A 22,515-nucleotide genomic window follows, 5' to 3' on the forward strand; every position below is an offset into this window, starting at 1 on the left:
ACTCCTGCAATATCGGCCAAAATAGCAGCCGGAAGCCCGAACGGACACCCTTCCCCTCTGATCCTCGACAGGGGATTCATGACGGAGGCGGGCATGTGGATCGCTTTTCAGGCATGCCGGACTTACACGCCAAGCGGAAGGCTGGCTCCGTGCGACACCCACCGCCTGGACCTCAAAGGTGCTCAGGAAACGATGGGGAAGCGCAAGATGTCCGCCGACTAGGGAGCAGGAGGCCGGGGGGGCGGAACACTGTCCGGGCGGCGGCCCGGTTCCAACGGAGGGGAAAGCTGAGGCCGGATTTGCTCCCCGAGTACCTGGGGATCAGGGATTTCGGTTTTCTCGAAGGGCACGGGAGGGAGTGGCACCCCGAGTCGCGGTGAGAGCAGGAAACTGTGGTGATTGTCTGCCGTGGGGTCCTCGAAGCCGACACGTTCTGAAGAAAAGCGGCTCAGCGAAGGAAGCGGAGGAGGAATGGCCGGGTCCGGCGCCCGCGTGGTGATGCCGGGACCAGCAGGAAGCGTCGTCTTCGGCGGTTGAGCAGCGGTGAGCAGAGCCGCGGGAGAGAAGCGCTCGGCGGGATACGGCGGGCGAATGTCAGACTTGGCCCCGCGCAAGGCGGGGGAGGCAGGCCGGAGGGAAGGAGCCGGGTCCCACCGCGCCGCCGGGAGTGGTCCGGCCTTCGGCTGGGGTTGATGCGCTTGCCGTACCGCAGGGGGCAGGGCGGGAGTTTCGGGGGCGAGGATGCGTATCAGGTACGGTGCCATGTCCGCGGGATAGTCAAAGCCGGGGGATGGCGGCGCGGATGTTTCCGCCTCCGCTGTCGCGGATAAATCCCCAGGAGCGAGAGGGGCCGTCTGCATCGCTGACGCCAGACCGTCATCGGGGCGACCGGCGGCATCCCGGCTGTTGGACCCCGGAGAAGACGAGCAGGCCGTTAGACTGAACCAACAGACAACAGGCCAGAGGCCGGAAACCAGCCGCTGCGCCAACCTGAGGGGCATCGTCTTAGCCGACCGCTGAGTCAACAACATCGAGGGACTCCTGGAGGATGAACGGGAGGACGGAGAAGGTGACGGCAAGAAAGACCGAGGATGCGGAGGGCGAAGAGACTCGCTCGCCGCAGGAGCAGCCGCTGCCGGCGTCCCAGGAGCAGCCACTGCGGCCAGCACCCTGCCGGGCCACGGATTGCCGGGAAATTGCCGGGAATGAGCTACGGGATGCAGCATCAGCATGAGTCTCCCGGTGAGAGGTTCGCCGGTGAAGAATCCATCAAGGGGAAGGAACTTCCAGGATCAGGCGGACCGCAGTGCCCACTTTCGGGAGGGCATCGGGGTTCACGTCGAGTTTGAGGAATTTTTCCTCTTTCATGGTCCAGGTGGTTTGCAGGACGACTTCATCGGTGACGGGGAAAAGGCAAATGAGGGAGCCGGTCAAGTCCGCGCCGTAAACCTTGTCCTCCGGTTTGTTCGGGTCGCGGGGACTGAGGACGGAGCCGGTAAAGAGGAAGGTCATTTTCGGGGGAGCTTTGCGGGTTTTCGGGTCCCAGAGGACTTTTTCCAGGGGCACGCGTTTGTATTCTCCGGCGGCATCAGGAACTTCTAGGTACACCTGCACGATTGGCCCTTCGGCTTTAGCGCCTTCCCCTTTGGCCGGTTTTCCCGGCTTGAGGCCCAATTGCTCCAGGGCTTTGTGCACCTGGGAAGGCATCACATCCACGCTGACCACGATTTCGTGGGCCTTTTTCCCCTTGGGGTGGGGCCAGCCGGCAATCAGTTCGATGGGATAGACCTTATCCAGGTGAGGAAGCTGCCGAGGGGCCACCTTGGCCTCGATGATCACCTGCCGCTTTTTCGGATCGACGGTGATCCCTCCGGATTTCGACTCCTGGGCGATCACGGTGTGCATTCCGAAGAGCAAAGCGAAGATGAGCAGAAAGCGTTTCATGGCAATCCGTCCTTTCCTCGTCATTCCGTTTTCCGACCGCGAAAATTGTGCCTGTGATCCAGACTCCGCTAGCGGCATGGTTATCGACTTTTTCCGGGGAACGATCCTCGCTGGAGTCCGCTCCCCGCTGCCGGGGTCAAAGCTCAGCGGCTCCCCAAACAGACGACAGCGGTGGGTTTGCCCAGATAAGGGCCTTCCAGGTTGCAGGTGGCGACAATGAGCTTACCCCCGTGAACCGTGACACCGCCGTAAACCATGCCGGGATTGCCGATATCTTTCGCCAAGGGGTAGGTCCAGAGCGGCCGACCAGTTTTGAGATCGAGCGCATGCACCGTGGCTGTGAGGTCGGCGACGTACACTGCTTCTCCTGCGATGGCGGGCGGAGCAAAGAGCGGGGCCTTGCAGTCGTAGAGCCAGGCGCGTTCGCCGTCTGTGACGGAGAAGGCGCGGACTTTGCCATCGGTGGCGGCGGCGATCGCCAGGCCATTGTGAACGGCCACGCAACTGACGATGCCGCCGGTGGGGATTTCCTTACGCCAGCGGACCTGGCCCGTTTTGCGATCCAGAGCTGTCAGATCGCCTTTGGCCGCCCGCAGTTCCTTGTAGTAGTAGCCGATGGAGCTGCCAGGCACGAGGATCGTTTCGCCCGCCACTGTGGCTCCGCCCCACGGGTTGTATTCGAGCCGGGCTTTCCAGACAATCTCTCCGTTATCCGCACGGAGGGCCAGGAGGCCGCGCTCGCCCACTTTTTCCTTGTCCAGAAACGCCGATGGTACCAAAAGAAGTTCGCCGCTCACGTTGAGGGGTGCGTCCACGTGCCACTGGTTCTGGCCTTTCTGCCAAAGTTTTTTGGGGGTGAACTTCAGCAGTTGGCTGTCGTCAGGGGGAATGGCGAAGTCCGGGTCTTTTTTCTTGTCTTCCTCATAACGGGCGAGCAGTTCTTTCCAGCGCTGCTGTTGCCGCTGGCGGACGGCGGCAAGATCGTATTCCTTTCCTTCGAGCACGGCAGTGTTCCATTGGATGGCCAGCACACCCGCAGCACCGGCTCCCATGTAAGCCCGTTGTCCCACCACGAGCGGTGCGCCTTCGAGATGGATCAAGTCCCCCGGCAGAGGCAATTGCCAAAGCGGCAGGCCGCTGCGGGCATCCACGCAGTGCCAGGTGCCGCCGGAGTCCTGATGCATTCCATCTCCAAAGAGGAGGCAGTCCTCCGCCACAGCAGGGGAGCTGACGCTGGGGAGCTTCAGATACGGGGCGGATTTGCTCCAGCGCAGGGGAGGAGGATTCCCTCCGGCCAGGGCGAACAGATGGAGGGAAGGCCGATTGAAAGCACCGATCCCGGACACATAGACGGCATCACCCACGGGCACCGGGGCAGCCACAAAGTGCTCCTGGGACTTGTGTATCCACAGAACCGTCGGCTGGCGCGGGCCGGGTCGCTGGTCGGTGTTGCCCGTCCGCTGGGGGTTGCCCCGGTAGGTGCCCCAGGGAGGCGGGACGGAGGCCGAGGCTGGCTGGGGGGACCCCGAAACTGACTCCTGATACCCTGCTACCGGTTGGCGGCCTGGCCAGACCAGCGGTAGCGCGAGCACCAAACTCGGAGCGAATAGCAGCCGATTCCAGCCCCACGCAATGTGATTACGTCTCATAGAAGTTGGTTCCCTCGGAGCTTGGTTTTCTGTTGAGCTTAAGTTCCCTGTTGAGCGTGTTAAGTCTGTCGAGCGGTTGCTCGGAATCATTGGCATCTGACCTGAAGCGGTGTCGCGGCCACATTCAGGTCTCGCGAAGTAACGGCGCCGTTTGGGCTGACCAGTTCGATCTTGTAGGACCCCGGCGACAGGAGGAAGCGCGGCAGGAGGCCGCACTGTCCTCCTCGGCCATGGCCGCCGACGATGGCGGCTGTGGCCACAGGCTGCCCGTTGCCATTGCGGATGATGACGCGTCCGCCATTGAGCACGGCGGTGCCGTTGAGGGAGAGTTGCACGGGTGTTTGGCCGTTGGGCAGCGGCATGGCTCCGAAGAGAATGCAGGATTCCTGGCCCTCATTGTGCAGCACCAGGTCGAGCCGGCCATCGCCGTTGAGGTCGGCTAAGGTGGCGGCTTGCGAGTTGAAGACGCGCTGATGCAGGCCAATGGCCGCCGTTTTGTCCGTGAAGACGCCGTGGCTGTTGTTTTCCAGGTACCGATTTGGGCCGCGCAGGCAGCAGAGGAGAAGGTCCGGCTTGCCGTCGTTGTTGAAGTCCGCCGCCGCCGCCGCTACCATTCCCGGCACGGGTTTGGCCAGGTCGCCCGCGGAAGCCGTGATGTTGGCGAATCGCCCGGTGCCGTCGTTGCGGAAGAGAAGGCATTGCCCGTTGCGCTGGGGGATGAACAGGTCCAGATGGCCGTCGCCATCGTAGTCCAGCACCACGGGTCCCACTTTGCCGGTTTGGAAGGCCAAGCCGCTGTCCGCTTTGAGGGTGAAGCGGCCGCCAGCGTTGAGTAACAACAGGCCCTGGCCGGCGGCGTAGAGGATGTCAGGCTTGCCATCGGCGTTGAAGTCGGCCACGGCTAGGGCATCGCCTCGCAACTGGGCTGCCGGCGTGTCGGGTGTCAAACCCCACGCCGAAGTCACATCCTGAAACCACGGCTCGCCCCCAAGCTCTGGCTCGCCGGCAGCAAAGTAAAAAGCGTAATCCCCACTCCCATTGCAGATTTTGAGGAGCAACGTGTTCTTGCCTGCTTTCAAGTTCAGGACGGCGCGATTTTGATCGGGAGCGCAGGCCCGGCCCACGTTTTCGCTGAGGATTTTTTCCCCGTTGAGCCAGACGGTCAAGGTATCATCGCTACCCAAGGAAACCGGCAGCCGGGTGGGAACAGCGGCCTCGATCTCGCGGTACAGATAGGTGGCGCAATTGTTTCCAAACTCGGCCAGACTGTTGACGCTGCCGTCGGCGTAGGTCTTTTTCGTCCACTTGACCGGCATGTCCCGCTTGCCTTTGTGGACCTTGTTGGGATCAAAGGGTTCGGTTTCCGGGGTGAATCGAGCGTCGAAGTTGCTCATGCCGCCGGGATGGCGGAACGGCCCGATGGCATACCAATCGCCGAGCTTCGGGGGAGCGGAGCGGAGTTGAGCATCGGCGGGGCGGTTGTTGCGGTACAAACGCAGGCCATGATAGCCGTGGGCGATGGCGAGGTCCGGCTTGCCGTCCGCGTCGAAGTCGCCCCAAGCTGCGGCTGTGGCGGGCAGTCCGAGCGCTGAAGGGGGCAGCAGGCGCGTGTCGTCCCGGAACTTGCCAGCCCCCAAGTTGGTGTAGAGACGGGGGCCGCTCCCGGTGGCCAGGAGCAGATCCGGCAGGCCATCGCCGTTGTAGTCCGCCCAAACCGCCGCCCGCGCTCCGCCCGTCAGACCCGGCAACGCCACTTCCGTAAAGCTATCGCCGTCGTTTTGCAGCAGGAGCACTTTGCTCGCGGCGCAGAGGCAGACGTCCGCTTTGCCGTCGTTGTTGAAGTCGAGGGCGGATACCGCTTGGGCCTCACCGTCGGTCCGGGGTAAGGTGCCGAACTTGTTGAAGCCGGCGTAGCCTTCCAGCGCGCGGATTTCCTCGACGCCCCAGCCCACAAAGTCTCGCTTTGGGTTGTAGTCGAGCAGTTTCAGGCTCGCGCGCAGGCGCTGGATGCGGGCCGTCTTCTTATGCAGGGCTTCCTTATCGCCATCGACCATGCAAGGCACGATGACTTCCTTGCCCGCGAGCATCTCCTCGATGATGCCGGGGAGCCGCTCGACTTTGCCGGCGTAGGACCGCAGCAAGAAGGGTTCCCCGTGGGACATCCCCCACCATTCCCCTTGGGGATACGCCTGGTACCAGGACACGCCGAAGTAGGTCTCGCTGGCCCCGCCGTTGTGGAAGAAAACGGCCTCCTTACCTACTTCCGCCCAGTTCATGATCTCTTGCCATTCCCCCGGACGCAGTCCGCCCCGGCCAATGTTGTGCTTGATCGGGTCCTGGGGATGGACCCCCTTGAGGTCCCGCAGCTTTTTGTAAATGATCAGGTTTTTCTCGCGGTCCACCTTTTGCACCTGCATGTGGACGATGTTCGTGGACTGCCGGACGATGTCTCCCAGGGTAATCGGGGCTTCCACGTAGGCTTCCGCCCAGGGGAGAATCGACGCCACAGCGAGGATGGCCAGCAGCAGGGGCAAGGGGAGATGTCGCAGGGGGGTCATAGCCGATCGTACTCCTGGGGGGTTCGTACCAACAAATATACGTCACAGTCCGCGAGTAGGAATCGGTGAGCGCGAACCGCTATTCGCCGGGTGGGGCATGCAGGCTGATCTCCTTTGAGGCGATCGCTTTCGGGACACGGGCTGGTTCTACTGCTTGGGCAGTTTGCCGAGCCGCTCGCGGGCCAAGTTGGACCAGGGGCTGTCTTTGGGGGCCTCCTGGAGGACGCGTTCCAGAAGTTTGGCGGCATCGGCCGGTTTTTTCTCTTCCACGAGAACGCGGGCATGTTCCAGCAAGGCGGGAAACTTCAGATCGGGTAGATCGTAAGCGTAATAGACCATCTGGAACTCTTTACCGGCTTCCGCCCAGCGTCCCTGGCGGGCGCGAATCGCGCCGATTTGCAAGCGGGCTTTGGCTGCGCGATCGTCCGTTGTCTGCTGGATGACCTGCTGGTAATGCCCGACGGCTTCATCCAGGCGATTGAGGTTTTGCAAGGCCCAGGCCAGGCCATAGCGGGCATCGACCGACCAGCGGTTATTGTTGCCGAAGCGCTGGAGCCACTGCTCGAAGGTCTGGCGCGCTGGGTCCCACTGCTGGAGCTGGCCGTAGGCATGACCCAGGCGCAGGACGGCGCGATCGCTCACGCCGGCGATGTTCTGCAAGGGGGGCTGGTCGCGGAAGGGGAGCAGGCGCTTGATGGCTTCCTCCGCCTTGCCCTGGGCTAGCAAGGCTTCGCCGCTGCGATAGAGAGCGATCGGCCGGTAGGGGGACTTTTCCTGGGCCGCCACAGCGTCCCATTGGTTTTGCGCCGCCGCGTAGTCCCGCTTGTCAAACAAGACCGCCCCCAAGCGTAAGCGCAGGCGCTCCGTGGTGTCGGGGGACACCGGGCGATCCGTGGTTTCGACATCCAGGGCGGCGCGGAGGTGCTGGATGGCGTCGTCAAGTTTGCCCGCCTCGGCCAAAAGCTCGGACCATTCCAGCCGGGCTTCGACGGCGAGCGAGTGCTGGGGGAACTCGGCGATGAGCCGGGTGTAAGCCGGGGCGGGGTCGACTTCCGCCCAGCGGCGGGTCCAAGCCGCCTCGTAGAGCATGCGGGCGCGGCCCGGATGCTGGGGGAAACCGGCGCGATATTGTTCCGCTTTGCTTTCCAGGTCGCGGGCCAGTTGGGTTAGCTCGGCGAGGACAGTTTTGATCTGGCTGTCCAGCGGCCCAGCCTGATCAGGCGGGAGGTTGGGCTGGGCGCGGTTTTTGCGGAGTTCTTCCAGGCGGCGACGTTTCTCGGCGACCGCTGTGGCGAGCGCCTTGTAGCTCGCATCAACGGCCAGGGGATGGTTCCCGGCCGCTTGCACCGCTTGCTCGAAAGCCACGCGAGCCTCGGCGAGTTTCCCCGCCTCTTCCCAGGCGATCCCCTGATGGTAGCGCAGCAGGGCGATCCAATCCCGCCGGGCCGGGTCGCTGCTGAGAGGCCCTTCAAATCGCTCGCGGGCCTGGCGGAGCACGTCCGCCGCCTGGGCGGCCTGGTTCTGTTCCCGCAGCAAAGTGGCCAGGTTGATGAAGGCCAACGGGGCGACCGGCGAACGCTGCCAGGGATCGCCGCTGAATTGCCGCAGGGTGTTGATGGCCCCTCCTTTATCGCCTTGCAGGGCCATGATTTTGGCCCGTTCCAGCAACGCCGCACCGCTCACCGCTGACTGGGGAAACTCCCGCAAAAGCCGTTCGAGCGCTGCCCGGCCTTTGTTGAGCAGGTCATTGCGTTCATTGCCGGCGGGTAAGCCGGCGGCCAGTCGCTTGTAACACAAGCCGAGTTTCAGCAGAGCGTCTGGCGTCTGTTCCGCTTTCGGGGCGGCAGCTACGAAGGTTTCCAGTTGTGCCGCGGCGGCGGTGAGTTTTTCCCGCAGCATGTTGTCCGCCAGGGCGTCCTCCGCTTTCTCCGGAGCGGTCCGCAGGTGGCAGTCCGCCAGCAGGTAGGAGACCACGATCAATTCCTGGGTGCGGGCCGGGGCCGGGATGGCCTCCAGTGCCGGAAGGGCCTCCTCGTATTGTTTCAAGGCGATCCGGCATAGAGCGAGGCCCAAACGCGCGCGGGCTGCCTTCTCGAACTCTGGATATTTACTGACCACTTCCTCGTACTTGCGGCCGGCGTCCTGAAAGGCTTGGCTTGCGGCCGGATTGTTTTGCTGGGCCAACTGCTCCGCCTTGCGATAGGCATTTTCGGCGCTGCGGAACAGCACCCACGGCAGCAACGGACTTTGCGGGTACTGTTGCAGGAAGGCCGTGATGCGGGCGTCGGAAGCCGCCAGGTCTCCTGCCAGGTGCCAGGCTGTGGCTGAGCGTTCGAGGGCTTCCTGGAGCTTGTGCGGCGGCAGGACTTTTTCGTTCACCAGTTGGTCGTACAAAGCGGCGGCTTCTCGGTGCTGCTGGGCATAGACCAGGGCGTCGGCCAGCTCCAGCATCATTTGGGCGCGCAGGGACCGTGCCGGTGCGTCTGCCGCTGGGGTGCGCTGCACGGCGTCGCGCAGGGCTGCAATCGCGGCCTGGAGCTTGGCGTTGCGGTCGTTGGGGTTGTTCGGGTTTGCCGCCAGGGCTAGTCCGAGCCGGGCTTTGCCGATCCAGAACTGGGCTTGCGGACCGAGTTGCGGATGGTTGGCCAGCAGTTGCAGCGTCCGCTGGGCCTCCTCCCATTGCTTGAGTTGGACCTGGCAGAAACCGGCGCGGAGCAAGGCTTCATCCCGTAAGGGGGATTGGGCGTAATCTTTGGCGAACGCCTGGAGCTTGGGGAGGGCGTCCGCGAATTTCCCGGTCTCGTAGAGAATGCAGGCATCGTAGAAGGCGGCGCCGGGGACGTAATCCGGAGGCGGCAGTTGCGCCAGCGCTTGCCAATGGGCCTTCTCCCACGGCTGGGTGCGGAAGCGATCCGGTTGCTTGAGCAGCTCCAGGGCCTCGGCTTTGCGCTTGTCGTAGCCGCTGAGCACGGCCTGGAACGCGACGTGGGCTTCCGCCAGTTCGCCGTCGATCAGGTGGATGCGGCCGCGCAGGTAGCGGGCATGCAGGCCGAAGGGCTGCTCAAAGGGTGCTAAGGCGTCCAGCGAGCGGGCGGCCTGCGCTGTCTCGCCAAGGAGAAAACAGGCGGCTCCGTGATAGTACAACGCCAGGGGGCGCCAGGCGGCTTTGGTGTCGCCTCCTGTCACCAACGGTTCGACCGCTTTGCGGGCTTCCTGGGGCCGGCCCAGAAGCAGTTCCATTTCGGCCTGATCGCAGCGGGCGCGCGCCACCCAGTCCGGGGCGGGAGGTTGGCTTTTGCCCAGCACTTCCGCGGCCTGAGCGAAGAGGCGGGCGGCCTCCGTGAAGTGCGGCAGGGCGGCCTGCTGGCGCTGGGCCAACTCCGCCGGATTGCGCAAGCCGGGATGCAATTCCTTTTGTCCCATTCCCCGCCGGGCTATGCCCGCGTAATAGAGGGCGTGTCCCCGCTGGGGGAAGTTGCTATCCTGGGCCGCGCCCTGCAACGCCTCCAAGGCTCTCGCGTAATCCGGCTCCGGCAGGTCTAGGAGGGCTAATCCCAGACCGTAGCGCGCTGCGACCGCCTCCTTATGCCCGCCGAATTTTTGCAGATATTCCCGGAAACGGTCCGCCGCAAAGGACGCGTTCCCCTCGTTGTACGCCTTCCGGGCTGCCTGGAGTAACTGCTCCGCTTGAGCGTCCGCCGGGTTCTGGCTCTGCCCGTCATTGACGAGTACCAGCATCCCCGCGCTCAGCAGACCCACAAACCACCCGCGGTGATAAACGGTGCGACGCATCGGAGGATTCACCTGCATTTGCTCGGTCGAGGAGGGAACTTACCACACACCACTCGTTCAGGAAAATTCGGACTTCACGGGCTAGTATCGGGCAGGATGGCATTCCCTTATCCGTGGCAGCGTAGGCAGCAGGTTGGGTCGCGTTCCTGGACTAAGCTGCCGAGGAACACGTACGCTGTGGGAGGGCGGCGATGGCGGGTTCACGGCTTCCATGACCAGCAACGACCCGCCGGGGAGGGGGTGCTTTCCGGGGGGTGGGCCGCCTTGAAGCTCCAACATCACGGGCAGCGAATTTCATTGTCGGAAATCCCCGCCCTCGGTGTCAACTACTTTTTTCCTCCCGGCTCGTTTTTTCCCCCTTGCGAGCTCTGCGATCGAGCAAGGCTCCGGGGAGAAAATTCCGCTTGACAGGAAGCGAAAAACCTGCGAGGGATGATGTTAAGGACGGCACCCAGCGGTTGCCACAACTTGCGGAGCCGGACTCGCTGCAAATGCAATAACCTCACGCAACCGCTCAGCCGGCAAGATGGGGATGACTTATTCCGAAAGGATATCTGGCTATGGTGCATTTCTCCTGCGATCTGTGTGGCAAGGATTTGACACCCGAAGGAACGAGGCGGTTTGTGCTCAAAATGGAAGCCTTTGCTGCCCCCGCCCCTGCGCTCTTGCAAGAGGAGGACTTGCAGGATGACCATGTCGAAGACATGGCGCGCTATCTCCAGGCGTTGGAGGCCGGATTGGTGCAGGAACCATCGCCACCCCCGGAACGCAAGCAAATGCGCTTCGACCTCTGTTCCGATTGTTACCGCCGCTTTCTCCAGGACCCCCTCCGCCGCGATGCGCTCCCTCGCTTCAACTTCAGCAGTAACAATTGACACTTCCACCGCCAATCAACAATTGACACTTCCACCGCTAGTCGACGCTTCCACTGTACTGTTCAGGCCGCCTCGAAGAAGAGATTGAGACAGGAAGGCCACACCCTGGTCCGTCGCTTCTCTCCGTCAGAGGGCTCCAAACCACGCCCTGGTCTATCGCTTCTTTTGGTCAAGGGATGCCAGACAAGGGGACGCAGGCTGTCATGACGTCGATGGAATCTCCCCCGCGGCTGGCCGAATCAGCGCCGAGATGTTCGTCTCTCACTCTGCTTGACCCTCGGCGTTGGGGTGGAGGCACGAGAGCTACGCGGATGGGGATGGGGATGGGCGTGGGCATGCGGCGAAGGGGGATGAGTGTGAGCCTGCTCCGGCGGTGATGCCGTACTCGCCACCTCCGTGGGCGGCTGAGCCGTTTCCGCTAGAGTCAGTTCGCCCCGGTGGACGCCTTTGAGACCCCGCAAAGACTCCGCCAAGCGTACCAACTCCCGCCCGCGGCCTCGCAGCACCAGCACTTCAAGGCAGCGATCCTGGTCCATATGCACGTGCATCGTGGCGATCACCTGCTCGGCATGTTCATGCTGCAACGTTAGCAGCTTCTCGACCAGGTGGGGCCGATGGTGTTCGTACACCAACGTCAGCGTGGCTAATACCGGCGCTTGATCGGCGGCGAAACTCTTGCGCGTCAGGGATTCCAGGAGCAATTGGCGAATGGCTTCGCTCCGTGTCGCAAAAGCGCCGGCACGAACGTACTGATCGAAGGCGCGGAGCAACTCCGCTTCCAGGGACACGGAAAAACGTGCCAGTTCGGACATGGATGCTTCCCCTCCCGCATCTTCGACGATGCCTTATTTCCTTTCCCGTTGGACCCCAAGCCCGTAGGAACGTCCTGCCCCTTCCTTCCAGACTGTCGAAAGAATCGTGTGGTGTCAGCCATTGTAGCTTCTGTCCTATTGCAGGGCGGTTCGTTTGGGGAAGTGGTGGGATTTTTCTAGACAGCCCGGATGTCCGGCAGTATTACAATTTTCAGGTTTTTCACACTCGCGGAGACCGCGCCATATTCCCTCTTGCCCGTGGGGGAGAGACAACGCGAATCGCGCGGCCAGCGGGGACTGTTCCACAGAAAGCGGAGAAAAAGGAGACCAAGCTATGCCGAAGAGACAGGGACGCGGTGTGTGCTGCCGCTGGGCTACACCGACGAGAAGCGGATTCACCCTGATCGAACTGCTCGTGGTAATTGCCATCATTGCAATCCTCATCGGCCTGCTGCTCCCCGCAGTGCAGAAAGTGCGGGATGCCGCCGCTCGGATCAAGTGTCAGAACAATCTCAAGCAGATCGGCTTGGCCTTGCACAACTACGAGTGTGCCCGGCAAGCCTTCCCGTCGGCCTACTTGATCCAGCAATGGCCGGGAGAGGGGGGCACCGTGCCGCCGGGCCACTTCCGCTGGTCCGCCCTCGCCCAACTGACGCCGTACCTGGAGCAGACGAACGTATATAACGCCCTGGATTTGACGGTGCCGCTGTTTGGCGGTCCCTTGTCCAATCCGCCTTACAGTGTGTTTCCCCAGAATCGGGCAGCGGTGGCGGCGATTGTGCCGACGTTTCTTTGCCCCAGCGATCCGGCCAATGTGCCCGTGGTGCAGGGCCGGGGACCGTCGAATTACGTGGCTTGCGCGGGCAGCGTGCCGGATGCCACCGTAGGGGACGGCATCTTCTACGCCAACTCCAAGGTGAAGCCGACGGATGTCCGGGATGGCCTAAGCAACACGGCGGCGTTCTCCGAGTCGTCCCTCGGACCGGGCGGTGCGGATGTGACCTCCGCCACCCCGCCGGATTATCGCACCTGGTACCGCATGCTAGGGACCGCGGACACCTACTCCGATGCCGCCTGTTCCAGTGCCGGACCCTGGCGCCCGACGCGCAATTCCACCTGGGCCGACGGCGCGCTTCCCACTGGCTTGTACAACCACATCTTGCCGCCCAACAGCACCATCCCGGACTGCATCCGTCACAGCAATCCCGGCCGTAAAGCGGCGCGGAGCTTTCACGCCAACGGCGTCAATCTGCTCCTTGGTGACGGCAGCGTTCGCTTCGTGACCAACTCCATCAGCCTGCCCACCTGGATGGCCGTCGCAACCCGTGCCGGAGGGGAAGTCATCAGCAACGATTGGTAGGGGGAGCCGCCTCCTGACTCACAACCCTTTCCTGCCTGGTCCCTTCCGCCGCCTGGGCCATGTCCCCCCGCTGCTTGGACCAGCAGCCGCCTGTCCCTTATCGAGCGGCCTCTTGACAATCCGACGAGATTAGAACATCTGAACACACTCGGCCTTGGCCATCCAACTGCCCCTCCGCAGCGGGGCGGAGGAGGGGGCCGGATTGCCCTCCCTCTCTCCTTTTCTCCTATCCCGCCCGCCCCAGCCTCATCTCCGTCCTGGCTGTCGCCAGGTCCTGACATTTCCACCTGCTGGTGGCCGTGCCGCTTTGCCGGGGAGGAGGGCTGTCCCACCCCTGATTCAGCTCCACCGCTTGGCGGATTCCACGCTGGAGCGACTTTTCGGAGGCCGGCAGAGATTGCGGCATCCCCGATCGGGACAGGGCCTGGAAGCGGCTTTTCTCTCGCGCTGACGGTGGGAATTGCCAGAAAGGCATGTCCACTGGGTGAGGCGGGACTCGAACCCGCACGCCCTTGTGGGGCAAGGGATTTTAAGTCCCTTGTGTCTTCCGATTCCACCACTCACCCTGGCTGGTTCGTCTCTGGACCATTTTACGCCGATTCCGTTCCGGTGCCACCTCCCGTGTCCCGCTGAGGGGGTATCCCTCTTGGGGCCGTCCCGCGGAGAGGAGTGTCCGCCTGCCCTCTTGCGCTTCCCTAGTCCTATTTCTCCAAGGCTTTCAAAAGAGCAACCCATCATAGGGCCTCAAGGTGAAAAAGCAGGCGGCAAGTGATCGCGGCGGTGGTGAAATTGGGCACGAACCTGAAAGGGAATCCCAGCGATCCGAGGAGGTGGGAGACATAATGTTGGCCCTTGAGGAGATGGCTCTGAGGAAGGATAGATTTGCGGACACAGGGTGAATCTGATTCCACAAAGGTCCAGGGAGAGGGAGTGAGATATGAAGCGTGCATATGAGGTCCACACCGGCAGCGGTGGCAGGGTGGACGTGGGAATGGTGTAGTCATCTATTCGGCTTGGCAGAAGGGGAGAGTATAGAAAAGAGAGCCACCGCCCTGATAAAAGCTATCACGGCGGTGGGTATACGGATTACGTTGAAGGGCAAGAGGGATCAGGCGAGAACATCCACAAGCCGCTTGACCTGATCTGCTCCCAGGCGTTTGATCAGGTTGCGGACGGTTTCCAGGTCCTCGATTTGCGGTTGGCGCCGCCCGCCTCCGGATTGGCGCTTGATCTGGGATTTGTAGTTGCTGATGAGATTGGTGGGCAGTTCGTGGTGAAACTCGTTGAGGATGTATTCCTGCAATTCACCGGGTTTGGCATCCGGTCCTTTGGCTTGCATCGCCAGCCGCACCATTTGCATCTGGCTGATGCTGCGCTTCTCACCGCTCTCCGCCGACTTTTCTGACTTCTTGGCCATTGGAGCGTACCTCACACAATACGGGTTAGAAAAACACAGATAGGGCTTCCGACCACGGGAACGGACTCCACAATACCAGTTCCCTTTACCTCTGTTATTCCTCTCGTCAGTATCATATATACCACATCCAGAGAAGTGGAAAGAGAAATTTCGATTTTTTTCATACCAAAGCCGATATGCAGATCGGTAAGGTCAGACGGCACGGAGGCGGGGGAAAATGGTATTTAGGAGATCTCTCGGAAAATCTGGTCGATCAATCCTCCCTCGGCGAAGAACTGCTTCTGGATGTTATGCCAATCGCCCAGTTGATGTTGGGGATCCACAGGACGGAGAAGTTGCATAGGGGTAAAGCGTGGGTCTTCAGTCCAATGAACGGGGCGGAGATATTGCTCGGCGATGATGTTTTGTGCCACCGGTGAATAGAGGAAGCGGATGTAGTTGTGGGCGAGTTCCTCCGCGCCGGCTTGCCGGGCGTTGGCGTGGACCACGGCCACAGGGGGTTCGGCCTGGACGCTCAAGGGGGGATGGACGATTTCGACCCGGCCGCGGAGTTCGCGTTGTTGCAGATAGGCCTCGTTTTCCCAAGTGAGCAGAACGTCCCCGATGCCCTTGCGTGCGAAGGTCAGGGCGGCCCCGCGTGCTCCGCTGTCTAGCACAGGCACTTTGCGCAGCAAGCGGGTGAGGAAGTCTTTCGCCTCTGGGAAGCTCCCCCCACGAGCGGTCACGCTCAGCCAGGCGGCCAGCATGTTCAGGCGGGCGCCGCCGCTGGTTTTCGGATTGGCCGTCACGATGCGGAGCTGATCCTGGAGCAAATCCGGCCAATCGCGAATGTTCCAGGGGTTCCCCTGCCGCACGACAAAGACAACCGTGGAGATATACGGCAATGAACGATGCGGAAATTGAGACTCCCACGAAGGTTCTATCAGACCTTTGCGCACAATGGTGTCGATATCCAGCCACAAGGCCAGGGATACGACGTGAGCAGGGAGGCCATCGAGGACTGCCCGGGCTTGAGCGCCGGAGCCGCCATGGGACATTTTGATGCGCACCGGCTCTTGGCCCTGTTGCTGCCGATGTTCTGCGAAGGCCTGGTTAATTTTGCGGTACAACTCCCGCGTCGCATCGAAGGAGGCATGGAGCAGTTCCGCCCCTCGACCCCGGCCGGAGCAGCCGCCTCCGAGTGTCAAGGCACCCGCCGCCAGGGTGTGGAAGAAACCCCGCCGCGTCACGCATCGAGAAGTCCATAGCTTCATATATTTCACTCTAGTCATCCCCGCACATGTTGGCGATGGATCGATTCTTGATCTTATGTAGAAAGCGATTGCAAAAACTTACCATCATTCGCCTCTCATCCCTTCCATTTTGGCCAAGTGCCGCGGGGGGGCCGCCTGCCGCGGGGTCTTGTGGCGCCGTTGGCGCGAAAGGAACCGAGCGGGGGGAAGGGCATCGGTTTGGGGTCCGTTGGGGTGTGCCGTTCTGGAGGATGCATTGTGGAGGCTGGTCAGGAGGGCGGTTTTTTCAGGGCGTGGATGTGGGGCAAGTCTTCAAGAGATTTCAGGCCAAAAAGTTGGAGGAACCGGCGGGTGGTACCGTAGAGTTGGGGCCGGCCGAGGGAATCTTGCCGCCCGACGACCTGGACCAATCCCTTTTCCAGAAGGACGCGCAAAGGTTCGACGGCTTGGGTGCCACGGATTTTTTCGATTTCGGCTCGCGTGATCGGCTGTTTGTAAGCGATGAGGGCGAGGGTCTCCCAGGCGGCGGGGCCGAGGTGCAAGTCACGGCCCGTGTGTCGGAGGCGGGCCAGCCAGGGATGATAAACGGCGCGGGTGAGTAACTGATATCCCCCGGCCACTTCGGCGATTTGGAACGCTGTCTGGTCGGCGTCGTAAAGCTGCTCCAGACGTGCGAGCAGTTGTGCCGTGGCGGCGGTGTCCGGAAGCAAGGCGGCTTCGGTGAGCCGCTTGAGACTCAGAGGTTCGTCGGCGAGCAAAAGCACCGCCTCCAGGCGGGCCAAGAGGGGATCGCGGGCCAGGGGATCATCCGCGGCAGCCGGTGCTCGAAGGCGGGTCCGCAGCCATGGCCCACGATTGGGCAGATCGGCAGGGCGCACATGTGCCGGACGGCGGGTTGCTACTCCCCACCGGCGGCTCGTCCCCAAAGCAAGCCGATGGACCATGCTCCGTTCCTCACTGCTGGGAGCTTCGGCGGTTCCTCAACGCCTGGATGCCATCGCTGGGAGATTCTCTACATATCTGATAAAAGGCGCTCTGTCGAGGGGAAGGGGAACGCCTGGCAGAACGAAAGGGGCAAGCTGTGCTGGAGTTCTGGTCCGGGTATTTGGACAAGCCGTGGAATGTGCTGGCCGCCGCTGGGACCGCCGCGGCACTGCTGTTTGGCTTTGTCGGTTTGTCGGCCTTTTTAGCGATCTGGGCCGAGCGCAAAGTGTCCGGGCGCATTCAGGATCGGCTGGGACCCTCGCGGGTGGGACCCTTTGGCTTGTTGCAATCGCTGGCGGATGCGATCAAGCTGCTGGCCAAGGAAGACCACGCTCCGGCGGGGGCGGACCGTTTCCTCTTCCGCCTGGCCCCCTATCTGGCTTTTTGTGCCAGCTTTACGGGGTTTCTCGCCTTGCCCTTCGGGTATGGCCTGGTGGGCTGGGAGCTGTCCGTGGCGGTCTTCTTCATGCTGGCGGTGCTGTCCAGCGAAGTGTTTGGAGTGGTCCTGGCGGGATACGCTTCGGGCAGCAAGTGGTCCCTCTTTGGCGGAGTGCGGGAAGCCGCCCAGGTGGTCAGTTATGAGGTACCGCGCTCCTTGTGCGTGGTCATTCCCATATGCCTGGCTGGAACGTTGGACCTGCATCAGATCGCCCGCCAGCAAACGGGGGGATTCTGGGAATGGAACATCTTTCACGATCCGTTCACCTATCTCGCCTTTTTCGTGTTTTTCATCACGGCGACGGCCAGTTGCAAGCGTGCACCCTTCGATTTGGCGGAAGCCGAGAGCGAACTCGTGGCCGGTTTCCACACCGAGTATAGCGGTTTTCGCTGGTCGATCTTTTTCCTAGCGGAATACGGGAGCATGTTCGCGGTCAGCGGCTTGGCGGCGCATCTGTACCTGGGCGGTTGGCACAGCGGGTTGCTCCCTTGGGAACCGGCGGAAACTTGGGGGCCGCTCTGGGGGAACCTGCTCAACGTCGGCGTGTTCGTGGCCAAATGCTGGCTTTTGGTCCTCGTGATGATGTGGCTGCGCTGGACTTTGCCGCGGCTGCGCATCGACCAGGTCATGGAGACCTGCCTGTTCTACCTGCTGCCGATCAGTTGCGTGCTTATGGCAGGTGTGTGCCTCTGGCAACTAGCGGTGCCGGCGGAGTGGGGCCGGTGGGTCCGCTACCTTCTCGCCGGTCTGACGGCTCTAGGCTTACTCACGCTTCTGATCAGCGTCCTACGTCCCTTGCCGCAGAATGCCCGCCGGGGCGAGCTTCCCGGCGCCTGGAAGGGGCAACCATTATCCGCTTTGCCCCTGGGACGCTCCTGAATCGGGCCCAAGGAGCGAGAGCATTTCCACTGGGGAAATGTGCCGGGCGGGCTGGCTTCCTGTCCCAGCTGGCTTCCTGTCCCAAAAGAAGAGGATTCTTTCCGGAATTCCTGGAGGGGAATGGGATTGCTGGAGAAAAATGGTTCATCTGAGAGAAGCGGTTACTCTTGGCAGGGAACGGCAAGCCTTGGAGTGGTGTTGGGCTTTGGGGTGTTACTCAGGTGGTCTCTGACGCGGGCAGATCGGGTAACTCCGCCGGTTCCTCGGACTTCTCGCGAGGCGGTTCCGCTGGAGCTGCTGGGGCCGGGGAAGGGGGAGGCGGTGCGAGAGTTTTCTCCACGCTGGAGGGAATGGCGACGCCCAGCAGCGGGGCCAAGGCCAGCATTTGCAGATCGAAGTCCCGCGCATCCGGCCGCAGGCGGAACAACCGCTCTTGATACCAATGGCTGTGCTGCACCTGGAGCACCACATCGGCAAAAAGCACACTAAAAAAGAGCAGTCGGCCGACATACTCCATCCACATCGCATGGATTTGCATGTTCCACACCTGGACCAGAGAATGGCGCTCGTCGAAGCCGAGCAAATGCTGCTCCCCAATTTTCGTGGTGAACAGATAGATGATCAGCAGGACTACGCCGACCAGGGTGAGCGTCAGCACAATGCGCTGCAAGCGGATGAGCTGCTCGACATCCTCCCGGTACGCTAAGGGTTGGACCAACAAGCGATATTGGGCCAGGTAAACGATCGGAGCGCCGATCCACAAGATCAAGCTGATAAGCAGCAGAGCATTGCCGATGGCGTGGTAGATCAACACGAGGGTGGCCCAGGTCAACAGCACGAAAAGGGGAATGCTGGCAACCATTCCCCAGCCCGGTACGGTAGCCGCCGGATAGAACATTTTGATCCGCCAGCAGCCGCGACTGAGCGCCGGTAACAAGGACAGCACCAGGGGCATGATCGTCATGTAAAACTGCAAGCCCAAGATCAGGTTGAGGACCATGCGCTGGGCTTGGACTTCCGCTACGGTCGTCTGTGGTGTCTGGGGGATGGCAATGAGCCATTCCGCGGGACTAAAAACCAGAATCAGCGGGATGCCGAGGGCCAAGCCGCCGCCCCAAACCACATAGCGGAACGACTGGCGGTACTGATGGAACAGGTAGGCAGCACTGGCGGCGCTGCCGGCCAGGATCAACGTGGCTAGGGGAATGAGAAATTGCACGGCCACGCCAAAGCTGGTCAGGTCTTCGCGCCCCTGTTTGTCATTAATCAAGTGAAGCAATTGCAACACGGCGGCCAATCCGGCAAAACTGGAGGCGATCCAAAGCGCCGCCTGCCGCCAGAGAGCGTAAGCCGCCGGACGGCCCTGCAACCCCGCTTGGGCCAATTGCGCCTGCTCCTGGGCCTGGGGGACCATCGATTCCGGATGGCCGGCGAAGAGCCGCTGCCAGTGAAGCAGCATGCGGCCCCAAAAGGCCTTGAACCAGGCGAAGGGGTCCGGCGGCGGGTAGGGGGAAGGAGCCTGCGGTACTCCGTAGGGAGGACCGTAAGCCGGTCCATAACCGCTAGGAGGAGGGGGAGCCATCCCCGGCATCGGCGGAGGAGCGGGCGCATAACCAGCCGGAGTGCCAGGCCAGGAGGTGATAACTCCCTGCGGCGGGAAATACGGCAGCAATTCCGCGACCTGCCCCGCTTCCACCCACTGGGGCATCCCTTGCCGCCAGACCAAATCCCACCGACTCAACCGGCCGGAAGCGATCTCGGCGCGAAGCTGCTCCAACGTCACCGGCCCGATCTGCGTTCCCGCGCGGGCAAAATACCAAATCTCATTCATGGTCGTGCTGGGAGCTGGAAACCCCTTCCGCTGGCCGTTCCTGGGGACAAAGTTGCTATCAGATTAGTCCGCCTTCCGCCGCTTCGCAATATATCTCCCCCCAGCAAGCCTCGCAATCAGTAGAACTTTCGCCGCTTGGCAGCCGTTGCCCCAACAAACTCCACCCGGCAGGCGTGTTACTCTGCGGCAGAACAGACCCGTCTCGAAAGTGAAGGCGATCAATGGCTCTACGCCCCGATGGTGGACCGTTACACCCCCTGACAGACCCGCCGCACAATCCGTGCGATGTTGCGGGCGTCATCCAAACCGCGGTGAGGGGAACCCTCAAACTCCATCCCCAAGTAGCGGAGTGCCTCGCCGAGGCTCAGCCGCTTGGGCAGCCCCAGGACGCGGGATAGCTCCGCCTTGAGATTCAGGTGCCCCGAAGAGAAGGGATACGCGACTCCGTGGAAGGCGCAGTCCTGGAGGAACTGTTTACGGTCGTAGTCGCCCCAAGAGCAGAAGAGCCAATCGGAAAAGGGGGAGAGCCACCTTTTCATGGCCTCCAGAGCTTCGGGGAACGGCGGAGCCTGGGCGATGTCCGCGGGGGTGATCCCCGTCAATTGGGTGCAGAAGGGAGTGAGTTCTGGGTGCCGGACGGGACGGACGAGTGTCTGGAATTCCGAGACGATCTCGAAGGTGCGGGCACTCTGGAGGACCGCTCCGATCTCGATGATTTCCATCTCCTGCGGCGGAATAGTTCCGTCCTCCGCGCAGGTCGCCTCCAGGTCCGCCATGAGGTAGTAGGCGTAAGCTATTCGCATGGGGCACCTCGGCCTGTCCCGCCCCGCGTGAGGTGATCAGGTCCTCCTTCCGCTGACGATCGCTCCACACCTTAGCAAGCTTTGAGCACCCATTCCCAAGACAAGGCCGGCAGTCATCAGCATTTCGTGGAGGGTCTTTCGCCTGGGGGCCGAATCGGGGGGCGTCTAAGGTTTGTATCTTCCTTCATCCCTACTTTCGCTGAGCATCGAGGCGAAGTACTGCTTTGGCAGGAACAAGCTCAGGAGGATGCCCAGGCCGTCGTTCGGGATCAGGCCGTGGGGAGTGCGCACCGCCTGCGGGATGAGATTCAACACCGCTCCCGCCGTAGCCGCGAGAGCGAGACTCTGCCAGGCAATCAGGCCGTAATCCTCCGTAAGGGTCAGCAGGCGATTCCAGCCGACGAGCAACACCACACCCAGGGCGATCAGCAGTTCGACTCCCGGCCCCGCGAAGTAGATGGCGATATTTTTCAGCCGCGGATGGCGCAAGTCTTGCGGAGCACATCGGACGAACCCTTCGATCGGCAGGAGGCGAATCTCCACAGAGGTGTTGCGGATGCGAAAGGCGGCAACAAGCCGGCCCAAGCCGATGACGATCTTTTGGACACGCCAGCGGAGCAGGGCCGCCGCAAGTGCGTGGCCGCACTCGTGCAAAGCCAGCAGCGGAATCCAGAACAAAATGATCAGCAAGGCGCTGAGTTTCACCGGTTGGTAGTCGTGCCAGATTTCGAGGATGAAAAGGCCGAGCACAACGCCGAGGAAAAGACCGGCCATCCACCGCTCCTGCGGCGAGAGAGGGCGGTCGGACGCGCCGAAGCGATCCATGGCTTCTCCAAGTTGAATGGCCCTTGGCAGCCGCAGGGCAGGTACTCAGGGATCGCACACGCCTGCCAGCCCCCGAATGCCGCTGCTGCTCCAGAGCTGGCTAGGACGCGTGTGGCCTGGTCCCCTTCAGAGCGAACCTCGCAGTCAGAAGAGACGCACGCCGATCAGTAACAAGCCCACCACCATGAGCGCCGCACTGGATAGGACGAATCCGCCGAAAGCGAATCCCTTGAGCCGATCGATGGCCAGCCCCACCGCCGAGCTGATAAACCCAAGCGGCGGCGCCAAAAGCAGCACGCATGTGTACCACATGCAAATCCCCGATCCTCAGTCCGGGGGATACCAGGCCGCGTGCGCGAAAACGCTCCACGGCAGGATCGACAGCATCAGACCGGCTATTCCCGCTACGTTCCGCTTGCGCATGATCTTCCCCCTTTCCAGACGTGTCATAAGTCCCATCGTCCCGGCAGCGGACCGTCATCGAGTCAGCAGGATCAGCAGGATTGGGATTGATCCCACTGAGAACGATGGGCAACCGCCTGATCCCTCCCTCTACATTACCTGGACCATCCCGGCGGCTCAACCGCTTTTTCCCGCCCCGGTCCAGAGTGGCTGGCCCATGTCAGCGCCCGAGGCGGTGTATGATCTACGAGGTTTCTCCTCTTCGGTGCTCTGCCACGAGCAGGACGTTTCTAGGAACCAGACCGTTTCGCACGCCTTTTACGGATCGGAAGTGCGCGGCGATTGCTCAGGGTCCGGTGGCTTCGGCTCCTTCGCGGCTTCGGCCCACTCCTCGTACTCCACGTCCGCCGGGAGTTGCCATTCGATGGTCCAACCGGCGAGAGCACCCCCCGCGATCATCCCCGGCACGATGAAGAACACAAAACCGAACGGCATGTCGTCGTGCGCCCAAGCTTGGAGCCATATGAAGAAGCCGATCAATCCAAAAACGATGCCGCCGCCGATGGCCCACGCCCTGGCACTTTCCGGCGTCGCCTTCGGATTGTATTTGTCGAGGAAGCCCATCGTGAGTTCCACCCTGCGGCCGATTATTGAAGGACCCGCACGATCTCTTCCACCACCCGTAAACCCATCCTCTGGAAACATGGGACAAC

At 62.1% G+C, this 22,515-nt stretch carries 18 protein-coding genes, 1 tRNA gene and 1 pseudogene; 5 read left to right on the plus strand and 15 right to left on the minus strand.

The features are described from left to right. Nucleotides 1-218: 218 nt before the first annotated feature. Nucleotides 219-1,031 (minus strand): hypothetical protein, encoded by an 813-nt coding sequence (locus tag H0921_RS14415; RefSeq protein WP_194539216.1) that lies wholly within the window; start codon nt 1,029-1,031, stop codon nt 219-221. A 38-nt stretch (nt 1,032-1,069) separates the two neighbouring features. On the opposite strand from H0921_RS14415, the gene H0921_RS14420 reads away from it, so the two are divergent. Then, a complete protein-coding gene (locus tag H0921_RS14420) occupies nt 1,070-1,234 on the plus strand; it encodes a hypothetical protein (protein WP_194539217.1) in 165 nt (54 codons plus the stop codon). A 35-nt stretch (nt 1,235-1,269) separates the two neighbouring features. On the opposite strand, the gene H0921_RS14425 is transcribed toward H0921_RS14420, so the two are convergent. From H0921_RS14425 to H0921_RS14440, 4 genes are all read right to left on the minus strand, one after another. Further along, the gene (locus H0921_RS14425) at nt 1,270-1,944 is read right to left on the minus strand and encodes a YdjY domain-containing protein (protein WP_194539218.1); all 675 of its coding nucleotides are present in this window, start codon (nt 1,942-1,944) and stop codon (nt 1,270-1,272) included. 143 nt (nt 1,945-2,087) lie between these two features. Further along, nucleotides 2,088-3,593, minus strand: coding sequence for an outer membrane protein assembly factor BamB family protein (locus H0921_RS14430; RefSeq protein ID WP_194539219.1), 1,506 nt, complete (start codon nt 3,591-3,593; stop codon nt 2,088-2,090). A gap of 86 nt (nt 3,594-3,679) precedes the next feature. Continuing rightward, nucleotides 3,680-6,151, minus strand: coding sequence for an FG-GAP repeat domain-containing protein (locus H0921_RS14435; protein WP_194539220.1), 2,472 nt, complete (start codon nt 6,149-6,151; stop codon nt 3,680-3,682). 147 nt (nt 6,152-6,298) lie between these two features. Next, entirely contained in the window at nt 6,299-9,943 is a 3,645-nt protein-coding gene (locus tag H0921_RS14440; protein ID WP_194539221.1) for a tetratricopeptide repeat protein, read from the minus strand. Nucleotides 9,944-10,503: 560 nt separating this feature from the next. Between H0921_RS14440 and H0921_RS14445 the strand changes: the two genes are divergently transcribed. Both H0921_RS14445 and H0921_RS18565 read left to right on the plus strand, forming a co-directional pair. Then, nucleotides 10,504-10,818 (plus strand): hypothetical protein, encoded by a 315-nt coding sequence (locus H0921_RS14445; RefSeq protein WP_194539222.1) that lies wholly within the window; start codon nt 10,504-10,506, stop codon nt 10,816-10,818. Nucleotides 10,819-10,830: 12 nt separating this feature from the next. Then, nucleotides 10,831-11,025, plus strand: a pseudogene (locus H0921_RS18565) (hypothetical protein); the annotation flags it as partial. A gap of 32 nt (nt 11,026-11,057) precedes the next feature. Here the strand turns inward: H0921_RS18565 and nikR are convergent. Then, nucleotides 11,058-11,630: a nickel-responsive transcriptional regulator NikR gene (nikR, locus tag H0921_RS14455; RefSeq protein ID WP_194539223.1), complete on the minus strand. Its 573-nt coding sequence runs from the start codon at nt 11,628-11,630 to the stop codon at nt 11,058-11,060. A 334-nt stretch (nt 11,631-11,964) separates the two neighbouring features. On the opposite strand from nikR, the gene H0921_RS14460 reads away from it, so the two are divergent. Next, complete coding sequence (locus H0921_RS14460; RefSeq protein ID WP_194539224.1) at nt 11,965-12,990, plus strand: DUF1559 domain-containing protein; 1,026 nt, start codon at nt 11,965-11,967, stop codon at nt 12,988-12,990. Nucleotides 12,991-13,471: 481 nt separating this feature from the next. Here the strand turns inward: H0921_RS14460 and H0921_RS14465 are convergent. The 4 genes from H0921_RS14465 to scpB form a co-directional block, all read right to left on the minus strand. Then, nucleotides 13,472-13,556 (minus strand) — tRNA-Leu (locus H0921_RS14465). Nucleotides 13,557-14,098: 542 nt separating this feature from the next. Continuing rightward, complete coding sequence (locus H0921_RS14470; protein ID WP_194539225.1) at nt 14,099-14,407, minus strand: hypothetical protein; 309 nt, start codon at nt 14,405-14,407, stop codon at nt 14,099-14,101. Between the two features lie 224 nt (nt 14,408-14,631). Continuing rightward, nucleotides 14,632-15,660, minus strand: a complete 1,029-nt coding sequence (locus H0921_RS14475; protein WP_194539226.1) for a sulfate ABC transporter substrate-binding protein — start codon at nt 15,658-15,660, stop codon at nt 14,632-14,634. Between the two features lie 248 nt (nt 15,661-15,908). Continuing rightward, nucleotides 15,909-16,583, minus strand: coding sequence for an SMC-Scp complex subunit ScpB (scpB, locus tag H0921_RS14480; protein WP_194539227.1), 675 nt, complete (start codon nt 16,581-16,583; stop codon nt 15,909-15,911). Nucleotides 16,584-16,720: 137 nt separating this feature from the next. Between scpB and nuoH the strand changes: the two genes are divergently transcribed. Then, entirely contained in the window at nt 16,721-17,941 is a 1,221-nt protein-coding gene (nuoH, locus tag H0921_RS14485; RefSeq protein ID WP_315851911.1) for an NADH-quinone oxidoreductase subunit NuoH, read from the plus strand. A 217-nt stretch (nt 17,942-18,158) separates the two neighbouring features. Here nuoH and H0921_RS14490 read toward each other — a convergent pair whose 3' ends face one another. The 5 genes from H0921_RS14490 to H0921_RS14510 all read right to left on the minus strand — a co-directional run bounded on the left by H0921_RS14490 (nt 18,159) and on the right by H0921_RS14510 (nt 22,426). Beyond that, a complete protein-coding gene (locus H0921_RS14490; RefSeq protein ID WP_194539228.1) occupies nt 18,159-19,772 on the minus strand; it encodes a DUF4339 domain-containing protein in 1,614 nt (537 codons plus the stop codon). Between the two features lie 248 nt (nt 19,773-20,020). After that, nucleotides 20,021-20,575, minus strand: a complete 555-nt coding sequence (locus tag H0921_RS14495; RefSeq protein WP_194539229.1) for a 3'-5' exonuclease — start codon at nt 20,573-20,575, stop codon at nt 20,021-20,023. Nucleotides 20,576-20,740: 165 nt separating this feature from the next. Then, complete coding sequence (locus H0921_RS14500) at nt 20,741-21,400, minus strand: site-2 protease family protein (protein WP_194539230.1); 660 nt, start codon at nt 21,398-21,400, stop codon at nt 20,741-20,743. A 144-nt stretch (nt 21,401-21,544) separates the two neighbouring features. Then, the gene (locus H0921_RS14505; protein ID WP_194539231.1) at nt 21,545-21,712 is read right to left on the minus strand and encodes a hypothetical protein; all 168 of its coding nucleotides are present in this window, start codon (nt 21,710-21,712) and stop codon (nt 21,545-21,547) included. A gap of 408 nt (nt 21,713-22,120) precedes the next feature. After that, nucleotides 22,121-22,426 carry a hypothetical protein gene (locus H0921_RS14510; RefSeq protein WP_194539232.1) on the minus strand — a complete coding sequence of 102 codons (306 nt, stop codon included), beginning with the start codon at nt 22,424-22,426 and terminating at the stop codon, nt 22,121-22,123. Nucleotides 22,427-22,515: the final 89 nt, after the last annotated feature.

The organism is Thermogemmata fonticola, assembly GCF_013694095.1.
In the GTDB taxonomy this organism is placed as follows: domain Bacteria; phylum Planctomycetota; class Planctomycetia; order Gemmatales; family Gemmataceae; genus Thermogemmata; species Thermogemmata fonticola.